20 protein-coding genes are annotated in these 15,771 nt (G+C 64.9%); 3 read left to right on the plus strand and 17 right to left on the minus strand.

Annotation, left to right across the window (positions count from 1 at the left end; all coding sequences use genetic code 11):
* Positions 1–4 precede the first annotated feature (4 nt).
* From ACFQ50_RS10175 to ACFQ50_RS10215, 9 genes are all read right to left on the minus strand, one after another.
* The gene (locus ACFQ50_RS10175) at positions 5–1,045 is read right to left on the minus strand and encodes a HoxN/HupN/NixA family nickel/cobalt transporter (protein WP_377995407.1); all 1,041 of its coding nucleotides are present in this window, start codon (positions 1,043–1,045) and stop codon (positions 5–7) included.
* A complete protein-coding gene (locus ACFQ50_RS10180) occupies positions 1,045–1,830 on the minus strand; it encodes an urease accessory protein UreD (protein WP_377995461.1) in 786 nt (261 codons plus the stop codon). Before ACFQ50_RS10180 ends, ACFQ50_RS10175 begins: the two co-directional genes overlap by 1 nt.
* A 74-nt stretch (positions 1,831–1,904) precedes the next feature.
* Positions 1,905–2,522 (minus strand): urease accessory protein UreG, encoded by a 618-nt coding sequence (ureG, locus tag ACFQ50_RS10185; RefSeq protein WP_377995408.1) that lies wholly within the window; start codon positions 2,520–2,522, stop codon positions 1,905–1,907.
* 45 nt (positions 2,523–2,567) lie between these two features.
* Entirely contained in the window at positions 2,568–3,251 is a 684-nt protein-coding gene (locus ACFQ50_RS10190; RefSeq protein ID WP_377995409.1) for an urease accessory protein UreF, read from the minus strand.
* Entirely contained in the window at positions 3,232–3,708 is a 477-nt protein-coding gene (ureE, locus tag ACFQ50_RS10195) for an urease accessory protein UreE (protein WP_377995410.1), read from the minus strand. Before ureE ends, ACFQ50_RS10190 begins: the two co-directional genes overlap by 20 nt.
* A gap of 9 nt (positions 3,709–3,717) precedes the next feature.
* On the minus strand, positions 3,718–5,460 hold the full coding sequence (gene ureC / locus ACFQ50_RS10200; protein WP_377995411.1) for an urease subunit alpha: 1,743 nt from the start codon (positions 5,458–5,460) through the stop codon (positions 3,718–3,720).
* Complete coding sequence (locus tag ACFQ50_RS10205; protein WP_377995412.1) at positions 5,457–5,828, minus strand: urease subunit beta; 372 nt, start codon at positions 5,826–5,828, stop codon at positions 5,457–5,459. Before ACFQ50_RS10205 ends, ureC begins: the two co-directional genes overlap by 4 nt.
* 8 nt (positions 5,829–5,836) lie before the next feature.
* Positions 5,837–6,139 carry an urease subunit gamma gene (locus ACFQ50_RS10210; protein WP_377995413.1) on the minus strand — a complete coding sequence of 101 codons (303 nt, stop codon included), beginning with the start codon at positions 6,137–6,139 and terminating at the stop codon, positions 5,837–5,839.
* 96 nt (positions 6,140–6,235) lie between these two features.
* Positions 6,236–7,243, minus strand: coding sequence for a LacI family DNA-binding transcriptional regulator (locus ACFQ50_RS10215; protein ID WP_377995414.1), 1,008 nt, complete (start codon positions 7,241–7,243; stop codon positions 6,236–6,238).
* 479 nt (positions 7,244–7,722) lie between these two features.
* Here ACFQ50_RS10215 and ACFQ50_RS10220 point away from each other — a divergent pair, with 479 nt between their 5' ends.
* A complete protein-coding gene (locus ACFQ50_RS10220; RefSeq protein WP_377995462.1) occupies positions 7,723–9,045 on the plus strand; it encodes a glutamyl-tRNA reductase in 1,323 nt (440 codons plus the stop codon).
* Positions 9,046–9,307: 262 nt separating this feature from the next.
* On the opposite strand, the gene ACFQ50_RS10225 is transcribed toward ACFQ50_RS10220, so the two are convergent.
* Positions 9,308–9,520 (minus strand): helix-turn-helix domain-containing protein, encoded by a 213-nt coding sequence (locus ACFQ50_RS10225; protein WP_377995415.1) that lies wholly within the window; start codon positions 9,518–9,520, stop codon positions 9,308–9,310.
* Between the two features lie 114 nt (positions 9,521–9,634).
* On the minus strand, positions 9,635–10,066 hold the full coding sequence (locus ACFQ50_RS10230; RefSeq protein ID WP_377995416.1) for a hypothetical protein: 432 nt from the start codon (positions 10,064–10,066) through the stop codon (positions 9,635–9,637).
* A 174-nt stretch (positions 10,067–10,240) separates the two neighbouring features.
* Here ACFQ50_RS10230 and ACFQ50_RS10235 point away from each other — a divergent pair, with 174 nt between their 5' ends.
* Positions 10,241–10,801 (plus strand): hypothetical protein, encoded by a 561-nt coding sequence (locus ACFQ50_RS10235; protein WP_377995417.1) that lies wholly within the window; start codon positions 10,241–10,243, stop codon positions 10,799–10,801.
* Between the two features lie 127 nt (positions 10,802–10,928).
* On the opposite strand, the gene ACFQ50_RS10240 is transcribed toward ACFQ50_RS10235, so the two are convergent.
* The gene (locus ACFQ50_RS10240; protein WP_377995418.1) at positions 10,929–11,264 is read right to left on the minus strand and encodes a hypothetical protein; all 336 of its coding nucleotides are present in this window, start codon (positions 11,262–11,264) and stop codon (positions 10,929–10,931) included.
* 167 nt (positions 11,265–11,431) lie between these two features.
* Here ACFQ50_RS10240 and ACFQ50_RS10245 point away from each other — a divergent pair, with 167 nt between their 5' ends.
* Complete coding sequence (locus tag ACFQ50_RS10245; protein WP_377995419.1) at positions 11,432–11,578, plus strand: hypothetical protein; 147 nt, start codon at positions 11,432–11,434, stop codon at positions 11,576–11,578.
* Positions 11,579–11,821: 243 nt separating this feature from the next.
* On the opposite strand, the gene ACFQ50_RS10250 is transcribed toward ACFQ50_RS10245, so the two are convergent.
* The 5 genes from ACFQ50_RS10250 to ACFQ50_RS10270 form a co-directional block, all read right to left on the minus strand.
* On the minus strand, positions 11,822–13,642 hold the full coding sequence (locus ACFQ50_RS10250; RefSeq protein WP_377995420.1) for a hypothetical protein: 1,821 nt from the start codon (positions 13,640–13,642) through the stop codon (positions 11,822–11,824).
* A gap of 198 nt (positions 13,643–13,840) precedes the next feature.
* On the minus strand, positions 13,841–14,089 hold the full coding sequence (locus tag ACFQ50_RS10255; protein ID WP_377995421.1) for a hypothetical protein: 249 nt from the start codon (positions 14,087–14,089) through the stop codon (positions 13,841–13,843).
* 4 nt (positions 14,090–14,093) lie between these two features.
* Positions 14,094–14,324: a hypothetical protein gene (locus ACFQ50_RS10260; RefSeq protein WP_377995422.1), complete on the minus strand. Its 231-nt coding sequence runs from the start codon at positions 14,322–14,324 to the stop codon at positions 14,094–14,096.
* Positions 14,321–14,992, minus strand: coding sequence for a hypothetical protein (locus ACFQ50_RS10265; RefSeq protein ID WP_377995423.1), 672 nt, complete (start codon positions 14,990–14,992; stop codon positions 14,321–14,323). Before ACFQ50_RS10265 ends, ACFQ50_RS10260 begins: the two co-directional genes overlap by 4 nt.
* A 145-nt stretch (positions 14,993–15,137) precedes the next feature.
* A complete protein-coding gene (locus tag ACFQ50_RS10270; protein ID WP_377995424.1) occupies positions 15,138–15,767 on the minus strand; it encodes a helix-turn-helix domain-containing protein in 630 nt (209 codons plus the stop codon).
* Positions 15,768–15,771: the final 4 nt, after the last annotated feature.

Here is a 15,771-nt window from a genome sequence, read left to right on the forward strand (position 1 = left end):
CGGATTAGGCGGTTTTCCGACGCCCGCGCAGCGTTGCCGCGCCCCACAGCAGCAGGAATGCAGCCACGAGCAGCAGCCCGGCGTCGCCCAGCTCGATGCCGCCCAGCCAGGCGGTGAGCGGGTCGTCCAGGCCGAACGCCTCGCTGAAGAAGCCGCCCAGGGTTATCACGGCGACGAAAAGCGCAGACAGGGCCGAGAGCCCGGTGATGACGGCGTTGAACCCGAGTTTGCGCAGGGGATCATGGATGGCCGACCTGTACATCCGCATCATGGCCACGCCGTTGGCCGTGTCGCACAGGGTCATGGCGGCGGTGAATGCGAGCGGCAACGCCAGCAGCGCGGCGGGGGAAACACCCGCCAGGGAAGCCGCCGTAGTCATCACCAGAAGCCCGATGGTGGTGGCCGTATCAAAACCGAGCCCGAACAGGAATCCGATCACGTACACGTTCCTGGGCCGCTGCACCCTGGACAGCGGCCGGGCCATGAGTCGGGCCACAAAGCCCTTGGCTTCCAGTTCCCCGGGCAGCACCGTTCCGCCGCCGCGGACCCTTCGGTAGGACCTGGCGGCGCCCAGAAATGCCGACCCGTTGAAGATCCCCATGGCCAGCAGGAACAGCCCGGAGACGCCGCTGCCGATCAGCCCCAGGACCAGGTTCCCGGTGCTGCCCCCGGTCATGAACCTGCCCACCAGCGAAACTCCGGAAACCACCAGTGCCCCGGCCAGGATCACCACAGAACTGTGCCCCAGGCTGAAGGCGAATCCCACGCTCGTGGGATCCTGCCGCTGAGCCACGAACTTCCGCGTGGAGTTGTCGATCGCGGCGATGTGGTCCCAGTCGTAGCTGTGCTTGATGCCGGCCAGGTAGGCCGTGAGCACCAGTCCGAACGCCAGCGGCTGCCCCGATGCAGCGGTGCCGGCAACCAGAAGCACGACGGCGGCAAGATGGAGGAATCCCACCGCACCAAAGGTGGCCAGCAGGCGCGTCCGGAGCGGCAACTGCTCACGCTCGCGGTACATGGTGGCGAACTGGGTTAAGGCAGTCATCAGTACTTCCTCAGGTTCAGGGGCGCCTGGCCGTACCAGCGTTGGCGGAGAAGGCCGCTGCAGCCACCCAATAGCGTATTGAGTTTTTCGGTGCTGTTGGACAGGGAACGGAGCACCAGCGCCGTGATGCCGTCCATTGTGGCACTGAGCGAGACGCCTGTGTAGGCATCGAACTTTTCGGCCAGCCGGTGCAGTTCGTCGGCGAGCGCCTGGTCCACGCGGGCGTCCACCACCACCAGCGAGCCCAGGTGGCTGTGGCCCTCCATGAAGCCCGTGCCGGTGACGTCGTCAAGCGGCGGGCGGATCAGCAGGTTGTCCAGGGCGAGCAGCCGGGTGCCGCCATCCGTCTCCACGTGAATCTCGTTCCGGAGCCGCAGTTCCTCATATCGGAAGGACGCGCCGTCCGGGGACCACCCCGGCGTGACCACCTCGGCCATCACCAGGCTCGACGTCGGCCGGACCGTGATGTGGGTGTTCTGCCGGTACCTGGCCTCCCGGTAGGCGATGACCTGGTCCGGCGCCAGCTCCAGCCGCGAGCCCTCTCCCAGCCGGACGGTCATCCGCTGCTCGGCAAATGAGCCCGGGGTCCGGTAGATCTTGGTCGCAGACTGCGTGGTGAGCAGCAGGTCCGCCCCGTCTCCCACCTCCACGTCCACCACGTAAAGATCGGACCCAAGATAGGCGCCGCCCGGATTCACCACCACATAACAAACCTGCCCGGACTCATCCAGATAGTGCGGCCGGAGTACCCGAAGTGCACCTTCGTGAAACTGCCGGGACGCAATGGAACGCCCACCACGTTCGCTGATGACGAGCTCAAGCACACCGCAAGGCGCCGGTTGCACCGTCGCCGTCGTGCTCATGGCTGGAGGTCGAGCATCAGGACATCGCGCCGGATCCAGTTGATGACGTGTTCGAGGCCTTCGTCCGTTTTGAGGTTGGTGAAGCAGAAGGGTTTGGCACCCCTGAATTCGCGCGAGTCCCGTTCCATGATGGCGAGGTCGGCGCCGACGTGCGGGGCCAGGTCTGTCTTGTTGATGATGAAGAGGTCGGACTTGATCATGCCCTGGCCGGCCTTGCGCGGGATCTTCTCGCCCTGCGCGACGTCGATGATGTAGATCGAGAAGTCAACCAGTTCGGGGCTGAAGGTGGCGGAGAGGTTGTCGCCGCCGGACTCCACGAAGATCACCTGCAGGTCCGGGTGCCGCTGTTTCAGCTCCTCGATGGCGGCCGTGTTCATGGACGTGTCCTCGCGGATGGCGGTGTGCGGGCAGCCGCCGGTCTCGACGCCGATGATCCGGTCCTCGGGCAGGATGCCGTTGGCGGCCAGGATCTTGGCGTCCTCGATCGTGTAGATGTCGTTGGTGATGGCGGCCATGGAGGTCTCCGCGCTCATGTGCCGCGTGAGCCGCTCCACCAGCTGGGTCTTCCCGGCCCCGACGGGTCCGCCGATGCCGATCTTGATGGGTTCACTCATGTTGTCCTCCTCAGTAAAAAAAGCACAGTTCAGTAAAAAGCACAGTTAGCTCATGAACATGCGCGCACGTTGCCGTTCGTGCCTCATCTGTGAAATCTCCAGTCCGGGGCTGACCGCGCCGAAGTCGTCCGGCGTCAGGTGGGCGGCCCGCTCGACGGCGGAAGCAACGGCGTCGTGCGCGTTCCGCAACACCCGCTGGCCGGCGTTCTGCCCGAGCGGGATGGCCCGGACGGCGTTCTGCGTCAGGGACGTGACGGCCGCGAAAAGATACGCGGCGGTCGCCTCCGCCGGGGGAACCCCCAGGGAACGGGCGACGACGGCGAACGCCAGCGGCTGATGGCCGGCGGCCCGGCCCCCGCTCACCAGCGACCGGTACTCCGACAATTCCGGTGACGGGAACACCTCCGTGCCGATTTCGAGCAGCCGGTTCCCCATCTTGACGCTGGCCTCCCGCACCTGCCGAGGCAAAAGCTGCGCGGTCAGCAGCTCGTCCAGCTCAGCCACAGGGACGCCCTCATACAAGAACCGCATGGCCAACGCATCCGAATAGGTCAGCTGCTGCGATAGGAACGCCCCCAGCCACACCCCGAAAGACTCCTCATCGACCACAACTCCACGGTCGATGTACGTCTCAAACCCCAGCGAGTGCGCAAACGCCCCGGTAGGAAGCCCGGAATCAGTCAGCTGCCGCAGTGCGAGCTGGTACGAGTTAGTGGCTGTGTTCGGCATGGCGGAAAGGCACTGGCATGACGCGTTCCTGGCGGTCGTAGGGCACTCCGACGTGTTTGAGATAGTCCTCGACGGTGTGGTCGTACTGGCACACCATGACCTCGGCGCCGTACTCCGAGGCCGCCTCGAAGAACTGTGCCTGCAGATGCCGGTTGCCGAGGGAATGCGCCACCACACCCATCTCGTGGATGGTCCGGGATGCGATCACCAGGACGTCGGTGGGCAACACGGAGACCACGATCATGTTGGTTGCAGCCACGTGGAGCACGTCTCCGTCACGAAGGTCGGCCGAACCGGCAGGAAGCCTTATGCCGATCTCGTTGCCGTGGTCGGTGGTGACCCGCTGGATCCGTTTGAGCAGTTGTGCGCTGGGCAGCACCACCTTCTCCCGGTGCAGTCCGAAGTAGGACTCCACGGCCTGGTCGTGCACGTTGCCGAGGACTTTCTCGATGATCATCTGTAGCTCCTAGAAGAGGAAGTACCGCTGCGCCATGGGCAGTACGTCCGACGGTTCGCAGGTGACCTCTTCGCCGTCCACGGTCACCGAATACGTTTCAGGGTCCACCTCGATGTTGGGCGTGGCGTCGTTGTACTTGAGGTCCGCCTTGGTCAGGGCCCGGATGCCGGAGACCGGCCGGATGACCTTCTCCAGGCCCAGTTCCGCCGGCACGCCGGCATCGATGGCTGCCTGGGAGAGGAAGGTGATGGACGACTTTTGCAGGGCCTTGCCGTGGGCACCGAACATGGGCCGCATGGTGCGCGGCTGGGGTGTGGGAATGGACGCGTTGGCGTCGCCCATCAGGGCGTAGGCAATCTGGCCGCCCTTGAGGACCAGCTCGGGCTTCACGCCGAAGAACGCCGGGTCCCAGAGCACCAGGTCGGCGAACTTGCCCTCCTCGACGGAGCCGATACAGTCCGCCATGCCCTGGGCGATGGCCGGATTGATGGTGTACTTGGCCACATAGCGCTTCAGCCGGAAGTTGTCGCTGTCCGCGGTTCCGTGGGCAGCACCAGCGGGGTCCTTCAGGACGCCGCGCTGTTTCTTCATCTTGTCCGCCACCTGCCAGGTGCGGGTGATCACCTCGCCCACGCGCCCCATGGCCTGGGAGTCCGACGAGGTGATGGCGAAGATGCCGAGGTCCTGCAGGACGTCCTCTGCCGCGATGGTCTCGGCGCGGATGCGGGAATCCGCGAATGCCACGTCCTCCGGGATGTCCGGGTTGAGGTGGTGGCACACCATGAGCATGTCCAGGTGCTCTTCGATGGTGTTGCGGGTGTAGGGCAGCGTGGGGTTCGTGGAGGCGGGAAGCACGTTCGGCAGGCCGGCGATTTTGATGATGTCCGGCGCGTGCCCGCCACCGGCGCCTTCGGTGTGGAACGTGTGGATGACCCGCCCGCCGATGGCCCGGATGGTGTCCTCCACGAAACCGCATTCGTTCAGCGTGTCCGTGTGGATGGCAACCTGGACGTCATACTCGTCCGCCACCTTCAGTGAGGTGTCGATTGAGGATGTGGTGGACCCCCAGTCCTCGTGGACCTTCAGGCCCACCGCGCCGGCGCGGATCTGCTCGGCCAGCGGCTCGACGGCGGAGGCGTGCCCCTTGCCGAGCAGGCCGATGTTGACGGGAAGCCCGTCGGCAGCCTGCAGCATGCGGTGGATGTGCCATTTGCCGGGGGTAACTGTGGTGGCCTTGGTGCCTTCGGCAGGTCCCGTACCGCCGCCCACCATGGTGGTCACGCCGCTGCAGAGGGCCGTGGCTACCTGGTCCGCGGAAATGAAGTGAATGTGTGTGTCCACTCCCCCGGCGGTTAGGATCTTGCGTTCCCCCGCGATGATCTCTGTACTGGCCCCGATGACGATGTCCACGCCGTCGGCGATCTGCGGGTTTCCGGCCTTGCCGATCCGAAAGATGTGGCCGTCCCTCAGTGCGACGTCCGCCTTGTAGATGCCGGTGTAGTCAAGCACCACAACGTTGGTGATGACCGTGTCCGGCACGCCGCCGTCAGGTCCTCCGTCCCGGGTGGCCTGGCCGTCCTGGCCCATGCCGTCCCGGATGACCTTGCCGCCGCCGAACACCATTTCCTCGCCGTAGTTCGTGAGGTCTTTCTCGATCTCGAGGAACAGGTCGGTGTCCGCCAAGCGGATGGCATCGCCCGTCGTCGGGCCGTACAGGTCCGCGTACTGCCGGCGGGACAGTTCGAAGCTCACTGGGTTCCCCCTGTCTGGTTAGCGCCGTGGTGGTTGGCGCCATCCCGGTCAGTGCCGTCCCCGTCGAGCCTGCCGTTCACAGCGTTGCTGAGGCCGTAGACCTCACGGCTGCCGGCCAGCCGAACCAGCCGGACAGTCTTCCTGTCGCCGGGTTCGAACCGCGCGGCGGTGCCGGCGGGGATGTCCAGGCGCCGCCCGTAGGCGGCGTCGCGGTCCAATTCCAGGGCCGGGTTCACCTCCGCGAAATGGTAGTGCGAGCCCACCTGCACGGGCCGGTCACCGGTGTTAAGGACGACGACGTCGATCGCCTCCCGGCCCGCGTTGATGACCAGCGGCTCAGGACGCAGGACGTACTCTCCAGGAATCATGGCGGTCCCTACCGAATGGGATTGTGGACGGTGACGAGCTTGGTGCCGTCCGGAAAGGTGGCCTCGACCTGGACATCGTGGATCATCTCCGGCACGCCCTCCATGACGTCGCCGCGGCTGAGCAGCGTGGTGCCGGAGCTCATGAGTTCGGCAACGGTGCGGCCGTCCCGGGCACCCTCGATCAGCTCGTAGCTGATGATGGCCACAGCTTCCGGGTAGTTGAGTTTGAGTCCGCGCGCCTGGCGCCTGCGGGCGAGGTCGGCGGCGACCACGATCATGAGCTTTTCCTGCTCACGAGGCAACAGATGCATGGGGATCCCTTCAACGGCCTGCGGGTCGGCGTGGGACCCAGACTAAGCCCCGTTCGTTTCAACCACGTTTCCGGAGTGTCAGGTCAGGCTGGGAATCTATGGGGCCGAGGCACGGACCCTCAGTTCGAATTCTGCTTTCACGTGCACGCCCCCGGCGGCCTTCTCGGCCCCTTCGATCCGGTCGATCAGCAGCTGCACGGACCGCTCGGCGATCTGGTTCATGCCGGGAGCAACAGTGGTCAGCGACGGGGACGAGAACCGCGCCTCATCGATGTCGTCAAACCCGGCCACGGCTGCGTCCCCCGGCACCTTGACCCCGCGGAGCAGCAGCTCGTGCATCGCCCCCAGGGCCAGGGCGTCATTCAATCCAAAGACGGCGTCGAAGGGCCGGCCACCGTCCAGGAGCCGTGCGACTGCCGATGAACCTCCGTCACGGCGCCATTCCGCAGGCACAATCAGGGCCGGATCAAACTCCACTCCCGCTTCGGCCAGCGCTTCCCGGTATCCGGCCAGCCTAAGTCCGGGCGAACCGCTCCGGTCCCCGGAGGAGGCCCCGATCACCGCAATACGACGGCGGCCTCCCGCAAGCAGGTGGGCTGTCATGGCCTTGGCCGCGCCGACATTCTTCATGGTGACGAGGTCGAACCGGGGGTCGTCGATGTGTTCGCCGAGCATGACGAGCGGCTTGGTTCCCCGCCGGGCGGCGGCCACGGCGTCCGCGTCCAGCACCAGCGGAGTGAACAGGAGCCCATCCGTCAGCTGGCTCAGGGATCCCTGCAGGGCTGTGAGCTCGTTGGCCCGGGTCGCTGCCGACTGCTCCACCAGGACGCGGTAGTCCCGGGCGGCCGCCACTGTCATCAGCCTGGAAGCGAGCTCCGCGTAATACGGCACGGAGAGGTCGGACACCACCAGGCCCAGCATGCGGGACTTTCCGGACCGCAGGCTCCGGGCCGTCAGGTTGGCCTCATACCCGAGCTCGGCGATGGCGTCCAGCACCTTCTGCCGGGTGGCCGGCCTGATGAACTCATAGTTGTTGAGCACATTCGACACGGTTTTCAGGGAAACTCCGGCCGCGCGGGCAACATCGTTCATTGTCACGGCCATGCAGGGTCCCTTCGCGGCAGACGTTCCTCTCAGGTACATCGTTGCAGAATGCAGGCCGCCCCGCCCGTCAAGGATTTCCCAAGGTGGGTCCCCCACCCTTTCTGCAAGGTCTCTTGGTTCCGGGGCCAGGCAACGGCGCCTGGTCCTGGCGACAAACGGCGGTGTCCTCATTAGCGGCGGCCACCGGCGGGACCGGTCCGGAAACGGTTGCCTCGTAAGCGTTAAGCGGCGGCCACCACCCGGGGCGGCCTCCAAGTGGCGCGGCAGGAAAAGGGTGGGGAACGTTGCGGCGGAAGGGGGCCGAATTGTTGCAGGGTGCAGGGGGATCCATCGAGGGATTAACCCCGTCAGAACGGCAGTTTGCTCTTGTGGTTTCCCATCATGCCCGCACACCGTACCGGGGAACAGCTTCCCGGCGCGGGGACGGGGGTCCCGAACCGGTTGGCGGCGAGGAGGGCCGGGGTTCCGGCCTCGAGTTCCTGGCCACGCTCGGTTCGGGGCCTGTCCGTATCACTTCGGACGTCCTTGCGGACCTGGACGGCGTGGCGGGCGCGGTTGTGCTGTCCACGTGCAACAGGTTCGAGGTCTATTGCGACGTTACTCCGGGCGCGGACCCGGACACCACCAGGAAGAGCGTCCTGGATGCCATCAGCACATGCTCGGCTGTTTCCCCCGAGGAACTCGGCCGGACGCTTGACTGCCTGACGGGCACCGCCATGACCGAGCATCTCTTCTCGGTGGGTACCGGGCTCGACTCGGCAGTGGTGGGCGAACGGGAAATCGCCGGGCAGTTGCGACGCTCCCTGGCCTCGGCCCAGGAAAGCGGGTCGGCCAGCGGTCCACTGGTCCGGCTCTTCCAGGCAGCCTCCCGGGCTGCCCGCGACGTTGGCTCCCTGACGGCACTGGGTGAGGCCGGCCGTTCCATGGTGTCCGTTGCGCTGGACCTCGCCCTGGCCAGGCTGGGACGCCGGGACCTGTCCGGCCTCTCCGTGGTGGTCATCGGCACCGGCGCCTACGCCGGCTCCACCCTTGCGCTTCTGGCGGCAAGGGCGTGCACGGCGGTGTCCGTTTTTTCCTGGTCCGGACGGGCCGGGGCGTTTGCGTCAGCCCGGGGCGCCACCGGCCTGACCTCCGGGGAGTTGCCGGCTGCCGTCCGCGGCGCGGATGTGGTGATCGGCTGCAGCGGCCGCGGCCCCAGGCTCAGCGCCGACGACTTCCTGGCCTTCGGGCAAGGCGCTGCCGGCCCGCCCGTCGTCGTCGACCTCGCCCTCAGCCGGGACTTTGAACCGGAACTGGGCGAACTGCCCGGGCTTGACCTCATCACCCTGGAGCAGGTGCGGCTGGCCTCGCCGCGTGAACAAACCGACGTCGTCCGGCAGGCCGGCGAACTGGTCCGGCAGGCGGCCGTGAAGTTTGAGGAGGACCGGCAGGCGCGGCTTCTGGATCCGGCGATCGTAGTGCTGCGCGAGCACATGCAATCGGTACTGGCCGGTGAAGTGGCAAAGGTGAAGCACCAGCACGGCTGCACGGCCACGGCAGAAGCGGTGGAATTCGCGCTGCGGCGGGTGGTGCGGCAACTTCTGCACGTGCCCACGTCGAGAGCGCGCGAGCTGGCGGCAGAGGGCCGGCAGGATGAATACACCGCAGCCCTTGAAACGCTGTTCGGGCTGGACGTGGCTGCAGCCGCGGCAGCGAAGGAAGCCGGTCCTGCCGCAGAGGCGGAAACAGGCCCGCCGGGCTGCCCTGCACGGGACCGTCAAGGCCAACAGGTCCCGGAGGACACCCTGCCGGCAGCGAGCTAAGCCGCTGTGCCTTGTACGCAGACATAAAAAATCCCCGGATTCCTGTTGCCAGGAAGCCGGGGACTTTTCACTCTTCGCTAAAAGAGTGGGCCCTGTGGGGATCGAACCCACGACCCACGGATTAGCTGGCGGCCGATTCCGTCAAGATTCGTCGTCATCCATAATGTCCGAGTTTCCGCGGCAAAACGGGGTGTAGTCCCGACTTCGGGCAATCGTCACGATTCATTACATATCGTCGTTTTCGTTGGGTAAACGTTGGCTCCTATCCATGTACCCGCGGCTGCTTTAACCGGTAAGCCTGGACGTCCGCCCATGGGATGCGGACTGGGTGGTTTTTCGTAGTGCCGGTCTTGTATGCGTTCGGGAACATGCCCTGCCTGGCGAGGATGCGGACCGTCTCAGGATCAATGTTCAGGAACTCGGCCACTTCGCGTACCTTCATGTCCGGCTCACGGCCGGCTGCTTTGCTCGTCATGCAGGCAAGCTACAACGAGTTGCAGTAAGTCCTGCGGATTCACATAGTTCTTGAGCGAGCCTGGCAGACCTTCCCTAGGAACCTAATGGAACTTCCCCCCACACCTCCACAAGGTCACTCAGGCAAGAACCCCGGCATCCGCTTACCCCACCTGACGGAACGCAGATCAGGCGGGCACTGGCGGTATTCAATGATGTCCCACTCGGACGCGGTGAGACGTCGCACATTGGCCGCCGGGATCCACGCGCCATGGCTGTGTTCGTCGTCATCCTGCCATGAGACGTGAACCAGCCCATGCCCCCACCGTGAAGCGACTGCGTAGATGCTGACAGTTTCGCCGTCCGTAAGGGGTACTGCTGCCTCGACCCGCGGCCACTTCCCGTACTCCCACGAATGCACCTCCTCCGGGTCGCCCTCAAGCGTAGGGGCCAGGTAGTCACACTTGACGCCGGCAAGGTTGAACGTGGGCATGGGCCCAATATATCCGCCGTGCTTGCCGTGCCTGACCAGCACCCTCACCACGGCGCCTACGTCTAGTTTCACCACTCGCCGCAGGTTAGTGACTGGCGCTGACATTGAGTCCCCGCATGGATAGAGTGTGGCCCATATCGCTATTTCAATATTGGGGGAACTTTGAAACGCATACTTGCACCAATCGTCCTTGTCCTGTTGGCCGCTGGCTGCGCGGCCCCCAGCACCGCGCCATCCACGGGAACCGCGGTGGATTCGGGGACCGCCTCCACCGAGGCCACGCCCACGCCAACCCTTCTCCCAGCCGGGAAATTCCAGCTCAACACCCAGTCCGGAGCAAAGATCACTTTCGAGCTCCCTACACCGGCAACAGATCCTGCCCTGGCAAAGCTGGAGGCGTACCGGGAAAAGACCGGTGGCAAGCCCGTGACGTACGTCGTCGCGGACGTGGACAACCGCAACGGAACAGAGATGCTGAACATGTACCAGATCAACGCGTTTGATAAGGAAGGGCGCGAGTACATCTTCGGCGCTGTCTGGCACATGATCGACCTGTGGAAACCGACTTATGGTTCCGATTACAAGTACACACTGCCGGGCGGCAAGGTCTTGGACGATGCGACGGGCGATGCTTTGAGCAACGAGGGCACCGAGCTTTACAACGCCAACTTGGATAATGCCGACGTTGCCCAACGTTTGAAGATCATCCTTGCTTCCAGTGACGTTGACCTGCCCACCGAGTTCACAAGGGTTTCAGTGCAGCCTTCCGGAGCGGGACAGGGCGAAGACGCGCTCCCGGTTCAGGGGTAGACCAAGGGCGTGCACCTTGAGGCACCTTGCCATATACTCCCGACACCGGACGCTGCAACGAAGCTGGGCATCTGTGGCGCCGGTAGGTGGCCCGTTCTTAGGTCTCAACGAACGGGCCACCGCCGTTCTAGCCTCCGGTTTTCGCGGTTTCCCGCTGCGCGTCCACATCAAACGGGACCGTAGGATCAACGCCCCAGCTTGTGATTTCGCTCCGAATCTGGGCTAGTACCTGGTCCACCGACTTGTTGTCAGCCATTGCTTGGGCGCAGACCGACAGCCCGGAATCCTGAAACGCCCACCGCCGTGGGGTCTGCTCAAAGTCAGCGGCGAGGAACGAATCTTCCGTCGACGGGCCGAGGTGCATGGGCAGCTTGAACCTCGCCGCGAACTTTGCCACCTTCCCGATTTCCTCGCTGTCATGCAGCAGATCGATAAGAATCCGAGATGTGCTCCGAATACGCACCGTGTTCCCCCTTGTGGCCCGGGCTCCCGCCAGGTTGGCGGTCTGTTCCCTCCTACCGATGATAATGACCGGGTCGGACAAAAGGCCGCCTCCAACCCGATGATGATTGGAGGGGCTCACTTACGGCACAAAGCCATGTCTTCTCATACAGCCCTATGATGGGGGCCATGACTACTGAAGAGAACGAACCCAAGAAGTACCTGGCCGCCTCCTACGAACCTCGTCAGGAATCTGTGACCGAGCGGGATCTCGACCAGGCCGTGAAGGATTACGCCTATGACATTGATGCGCTGGCTGACGAACCGAACGACTGAAGCCCTCGTGACTGCATCGAATGGGATCAAGGTAGGCGACGACTTCCCGCTGGACGTTGAGCATGTCGGGGACTGCGAAAGCGTGCATGTATTCGCTTGCTGCGTTCTAGACACTGGCCATGGGGGCCCGCACGTTGCCACTGACGGGCACAATGTCGTGGAGGTTTGGGACTAACTGAAACGCCCGCCATCCGAAGATGACGGGGCATTTCAGTTAGGGAGCAAAGCCGGTCGATTGGCCCGCTACAGCGTCTTGTTGATGATCGAGCCGTCCGTGGCCTTGATCTTCCAGCGGACGCCGCCCGTGCCCGGTGTGGGGTCGATCCAGACGGCGCCTTCACCAACGGCCAGGTCAGCGTCAGCAGGGGCTGCGTTGATCTTGGTAATGAACACGCCGTCTTTGTTGAACCGGGACAGGGGTGTTGCGCCGTTGCCGCGGGCCTGGAAGTTATCGCCTGACCCTGCCCCGGCCCGGACGCCGATGATGCTGGCGTGGCTGGAGTAGGTGGTGGCGGTGAACGGGTCAGCGCCCGGAACGCCTGCATTGTTGGCGAACATGCCCGAGGTGGACGTGTTGGAGCCGTCCGAGTTGACCGCGAAAACGGGCGTTGCGTCGCCGTTCTTGACCGCTGCGAAGATGCGGGCCGTCTGTCCCGCCTTGCCTTCTGCGGTGAGCGGGATGCTTGCCACGTCCGCAGCCTTGAAGTTGGCGCCGCCGCGGGTGAACTTCACCAACTCGGTTACGAGGTCCGTCTCCATGATGCGGAACAGCGGCTGTGTGAGCGCCGGCAGTCGTCCGGCCACGTTGAACATGATGTTGCTGCCAGTGGCCGCTGAGGGCTGGGACAGGACAACCGTAGTGGCATTAGTGACGGATGCGATAGTGGTTCCGGCCTGGATGGATCCGAACGGGTCTGTATCGCCGCGGGAGGTGAGCTGGACAATGGCCTTGCCCACGTCTCCGGCGGTGAACGCCGCGGTGGCGGACGTGAACGTGGTGGAACCGCCCGTGCTGGAGCCGTCCGGGAATCCGCCGCCGTCGCGGGCGTTGACCTGAGCGGACGCGCCGCCCGCCTGGACGTTGATCCAGAAGCCGGAGCCGGAGCCGCGGGAGGTGAACTCAGCGATGCGTCCGGAGCCCGGCTGGCCGGTGGCTAGGACACCAATGCCGGTGTTCTTGTGCGAGATGAGCAAGCCGTTGCCCGCTCCAAGGTCAGTGCCGATGGCCATTGCTGCTACGGCGCTGGTGGACAGTGGGCCAGTGCGTGCGTGCACGATGTAGCCGCTGGTGGAGTTGTTCTGCCAGTCGAGAATACCCGCGCTGGTGTCAGTCTTAGTTCCAGCGGCTCCGAGGAAGGTGGTCGAGTAGTTCCAGTTCGCGGCGCTATAGCTCGCTCCAGAGGTGAAATCTACTTTGGCGGACACTACATCGCCGCTGGGAGCCACCACCTTATCCCCGGCGAGATACGCGGTGGCGGCCTTCCACTTCGGTACGGAATCGGTCTTGATCTTGTCCAGAATCGTGGCAGAAAGTGCCGCTCGGAACTGGCTGCCGGTGTTGTTCGCTGCAGCGGCCATGGCCGTGTCTGCGGGTGCCCCCACAAGGGCTGCGGCGTTGGTTGCAGAGGTGGCCGATGCGGCGGCGTTGGATGCCGCTGTGGCTGCGCTGGCGGCCGCTGCGGTAGCGTCGTCCGTTGCCGTTCCAATGGCGGATGTGGCGACCGCTGCGGCTTCCGTGCCGGCTGTTGCTGCTGCGGCTTCCGCTGCTGCTACCGCGGCCACGGCCTCATCCCGCAAACCCTTATAGCTGCTGAAATAGTCCACGTAGGGCCCTGACACCCAAAGGACCTGGGGCGACGTAGTCACGAACGGGGGCGTGAAGCCGTTCGCGTTCGACGTGATCGGGTTCGGGATCGGGACACCGTTCGGGTCCGTCAACGCCAACAGGGTGGTTTTGGCGAGGTCCTCGGAGTCGTAAATGGACACGACTCCGGCGGCGACGATGTTCCTGGGGTTGTCCGGATCGACAACCAACTGCATCTCGAATGGGTAGGTGGCGGTCATGGGCTACTTGCCCTCCTTCTTGTCGGCGGGCCTGGCCGCTTCGGGTGCCGGCTTGGGCTGCGGTTTGGTCTGCTTGGGTGGTTTCGGGGCGGGAACGCCGAAGATGATTCCTGACATTTGTTCCTCCTTGGTTGGTTTGTGGGATGGCTGGCCGCCGGGACGTCCCAGAACCGGCAGCCGGCCGGTCTATGGGGTGTTTTAGGGAGCCTCTGGCGGGCTCCAGCGGGCCCCGTTGACGAATGGCGGGTTGCCGCTCCGGGGGCTCACTGCCTGAACGCTGACGGGATGGCCGTCAGTGCCGCGGACCGGTGCCTGATAATCCCCCGGCTGCGGATCGATCGCGGCATCCCTCAACTTCGTTCCAAGCTGAACTTCGACGGGGGTTGCGTTCGGGTCCGCCGCTGCGTCTTGCAACTGGCTACCAAGCTGGATGTAATCGTCGCTCACGCGTTCAGCTCCCTGCCGGCGGCCATGCGATGGCGTTCACATGCTCGCCCTTCTCGGTATACGGCTGGTTGTCACCGGGCTTGGGGTCGACGGCCGCGTCCCGCAGTTCTGTACCTACCTGTATCTCTGGCTGCCCCTCCACGCGGTCATTGACGTACGGCCGGTAGTCCCCCGGCTGGGAATCCACGGCGGCGTCCCTAAGTTTCGAACCGATCTGGATGTTTTCGCCGCTCATGCCGCGTCGCCTTCCTTTGCGAGGCCGGCCCCGGCGCGCTGACCGGCGAGGCGGGCCTCTATGGCCGCGGTCAGGTCGTCGGCGCCCACATGGATTCCGTCGAGCCGTGCGGCGAAGTGCTGGGCGGTGACCTGGAACTCAGCCTCTACTGCTTCAGCTTCCGCGCCCCGTTCGATCCGGCCAGGGGCGAAACCGTCCAGTACCTGCGTCCAGCGCTGGCGGATGGACCGCTGGAGTGGTGCGGCGTCGACCGCGACCGGAGCGAAACCGTCAGACCTGCCCTTATAGGCTTCCGCCTCAAGGTACGTCGGGCCCCACTCGGTGACTGCGTGAAGCAGTGCCGGATCCGCCTTGGCAACAATCTGCTGCAGCGTCTGCCCCGCTTCGAGCAGCATCTTTGCCCGTCCCCATGCCTGCGAGGTGTCACCGGCGGGTGTGGGGATCGCCGCGGCGGCTACGCGCTTGGTCTCGGTGGCCTCATCCTTGAACTCCCGGGCGAGGTGGTCGAGCTTGGCCTTGTGGTCCTCGCCGGCCTTCGCGATGAGTTCCGCCCGGCGCTTGTCGATGCCCTCGGCGGAAAGATCCGGGTTGGTGTATTCGTTGGCCTTGGCCACGGCGGCTTGGTGGCTGCGCTGCAGCTCGGTCAGTTTGGTGGTGTAGTCCCTCATGGGGCTTGTCTCCTGTGCTGGTTTTGGGTGACTGATAATGGATGGTTATGTGTCCGGCTGTTCCGGAATGCGCGTGATTGCGGGCCATTCGGCGGGTCGAGGCCGGAGATTCGGCGGGAAATCCAACGCTTACCCAACGCTTTACTCACCGGCGCCGCCCTCTTGTGACTGATTTGATGAGGTCCCGGATCTCTTCGCTCCGGTCCCTGGCGGACCTGACCGGTTCGTAACCCTCGATGCCCGGATCGTCCTGAACTGGAGCCAGTCGCTCCGGGAGGCTGGAGCCGGCCAGTGCCCGCATGGTTTCCGAGACAGGCAGACCCCTGCTCTCGGCCACGGCGATCTGTCGTCGGACCCGCTTGATCTGCTTGCCGATCAGGTCAGCGGCTTCCCGCCTGTGCTTGTTCTCCTGCCGACGCTTCCGCCGGGCGGCGCCCTCCCGCAAGGACTCCCCCGCGAGCCCCGCAAGGCGCTGTTCCAAGGCCGTAGGATCCAGAACCGGACTCAGTACCCGGGCGAGCGCTTTCGTGGCGTCCACGGACGGCCTGCGGCGCCCCTGCTCCAACCTGCTGATGTGCGTGACGCCGATACCCGCCAACTGGCCAAGCTGAGCCTGGGTAAGCCCAGCGCCCTTCCGCAGTTGCCGCACCTTCGCGCCGTACCCTGTCGCGAGGTGTTCCCGCTCGACGTCGTCCACGAGCCCTCGGGTGTCCGTGTTGCCGTCCAGGACCGGCCCAACGTGCGCGCCCGCGGGGTTTCCGAATTGACCGGTCAAGTCC

It is taken from the genome of Arthrobacter sp. NPDC056493, assembly GCF_042795115.1.
Taxonomy (GTDB): domain Bacteria; phylum Actinomycetota; class Actinomycetes; order Actinomycetales; family Micrococcaceae; genus Arthrobacter.

Bases quoted from the DNA above. Each gene is read 5' to 3' on its own strand.
- ACFQ50_RS10175 (WP_377995407.1), bottom strand. From the start codon at position 1,045: ATGACTGCCTTAACCCAGTTCGCCACCATGTACCGCGAGCGTGAGCAG.
- ureG (WP_377995408.1), bottom strand. From the start codon at position 2,522: ATGAGTGAACCCATCAAGATCGGCATCGGCGGACCCGTCGGGGCCGGG.
- ACFQ50_RS10190 (WP_377995409.1), bottom strand. From the start codon at position 3,251: ATGCCGAACACAGCCACTAACTCGTACCAGCTCGCACTGCGGCAGCTG.
- ureE (WP_377995410.1), bottom strand. From the start codon at position 3,708: ATGATCATCGAGAAAGTCCTCGGCAACGTGCACGACCAGGCCGTGGAG.
- ACFQ50_RS10205 (WP_377995412.1), bottom strand. From the start codon at position 5,828: ATGATTCCTGGAGAGTACGTCCTGCGTCCTGAGCCGCTGGTCATCAAC.
- ACFQ50_RS10210 (WP_377995413.1), bottom strand. From the start codon at position 6,139: ATGCATCTGTTGCCTCGTGAGCAGGAAAAGCTCATGATCGTGGTCGCC.
- ACFQ50_RS10215 (WP_377995414.1), bottom strand. From the start codon at position 7,243: ATGGCCGTGACAATGAACGATGTTGCCCGCGCGGCCGGAGTTTCCCTG.
- ACFQ50_RS10225 (WP_377995415.1), bottom strand. From the start codon at position 9,520: ATGACGAGCAAAGCAGCCGGCCGTGAGCCGGACATGAAGGTACGCGAA.
- ACFQ50_RS10245 (WP_377995419.1), top strand. From the start codon at position 11,432: ATGACTACTGAAGAGAACGAACCCAAGAAGTACCTGGCCGCCTCCTAC.
- ACFQ50_RS10250 (WP_377995420.1), bottom strand. From the start codon at position 13,642: ATGACCGCCACCTACCCATTCGAGATGCAGTTGGTTGTCGATCCGGAC.
- ACFQ50_RS10260 (WP_377995422.1), bottom strand. From the start codon at position 14,324: ATGAGCGGCGAAAACATCCAGATCGGTTCGAAACTTAGGGACGCCGCC.
- ACFQ50_RS10265 (WP_377995423.1), bottom strand. From the start codon at position 14,992: ATGAGGGACTACACCACCAAACTGACCGAGCTGCAGCGCAGCCACCAA.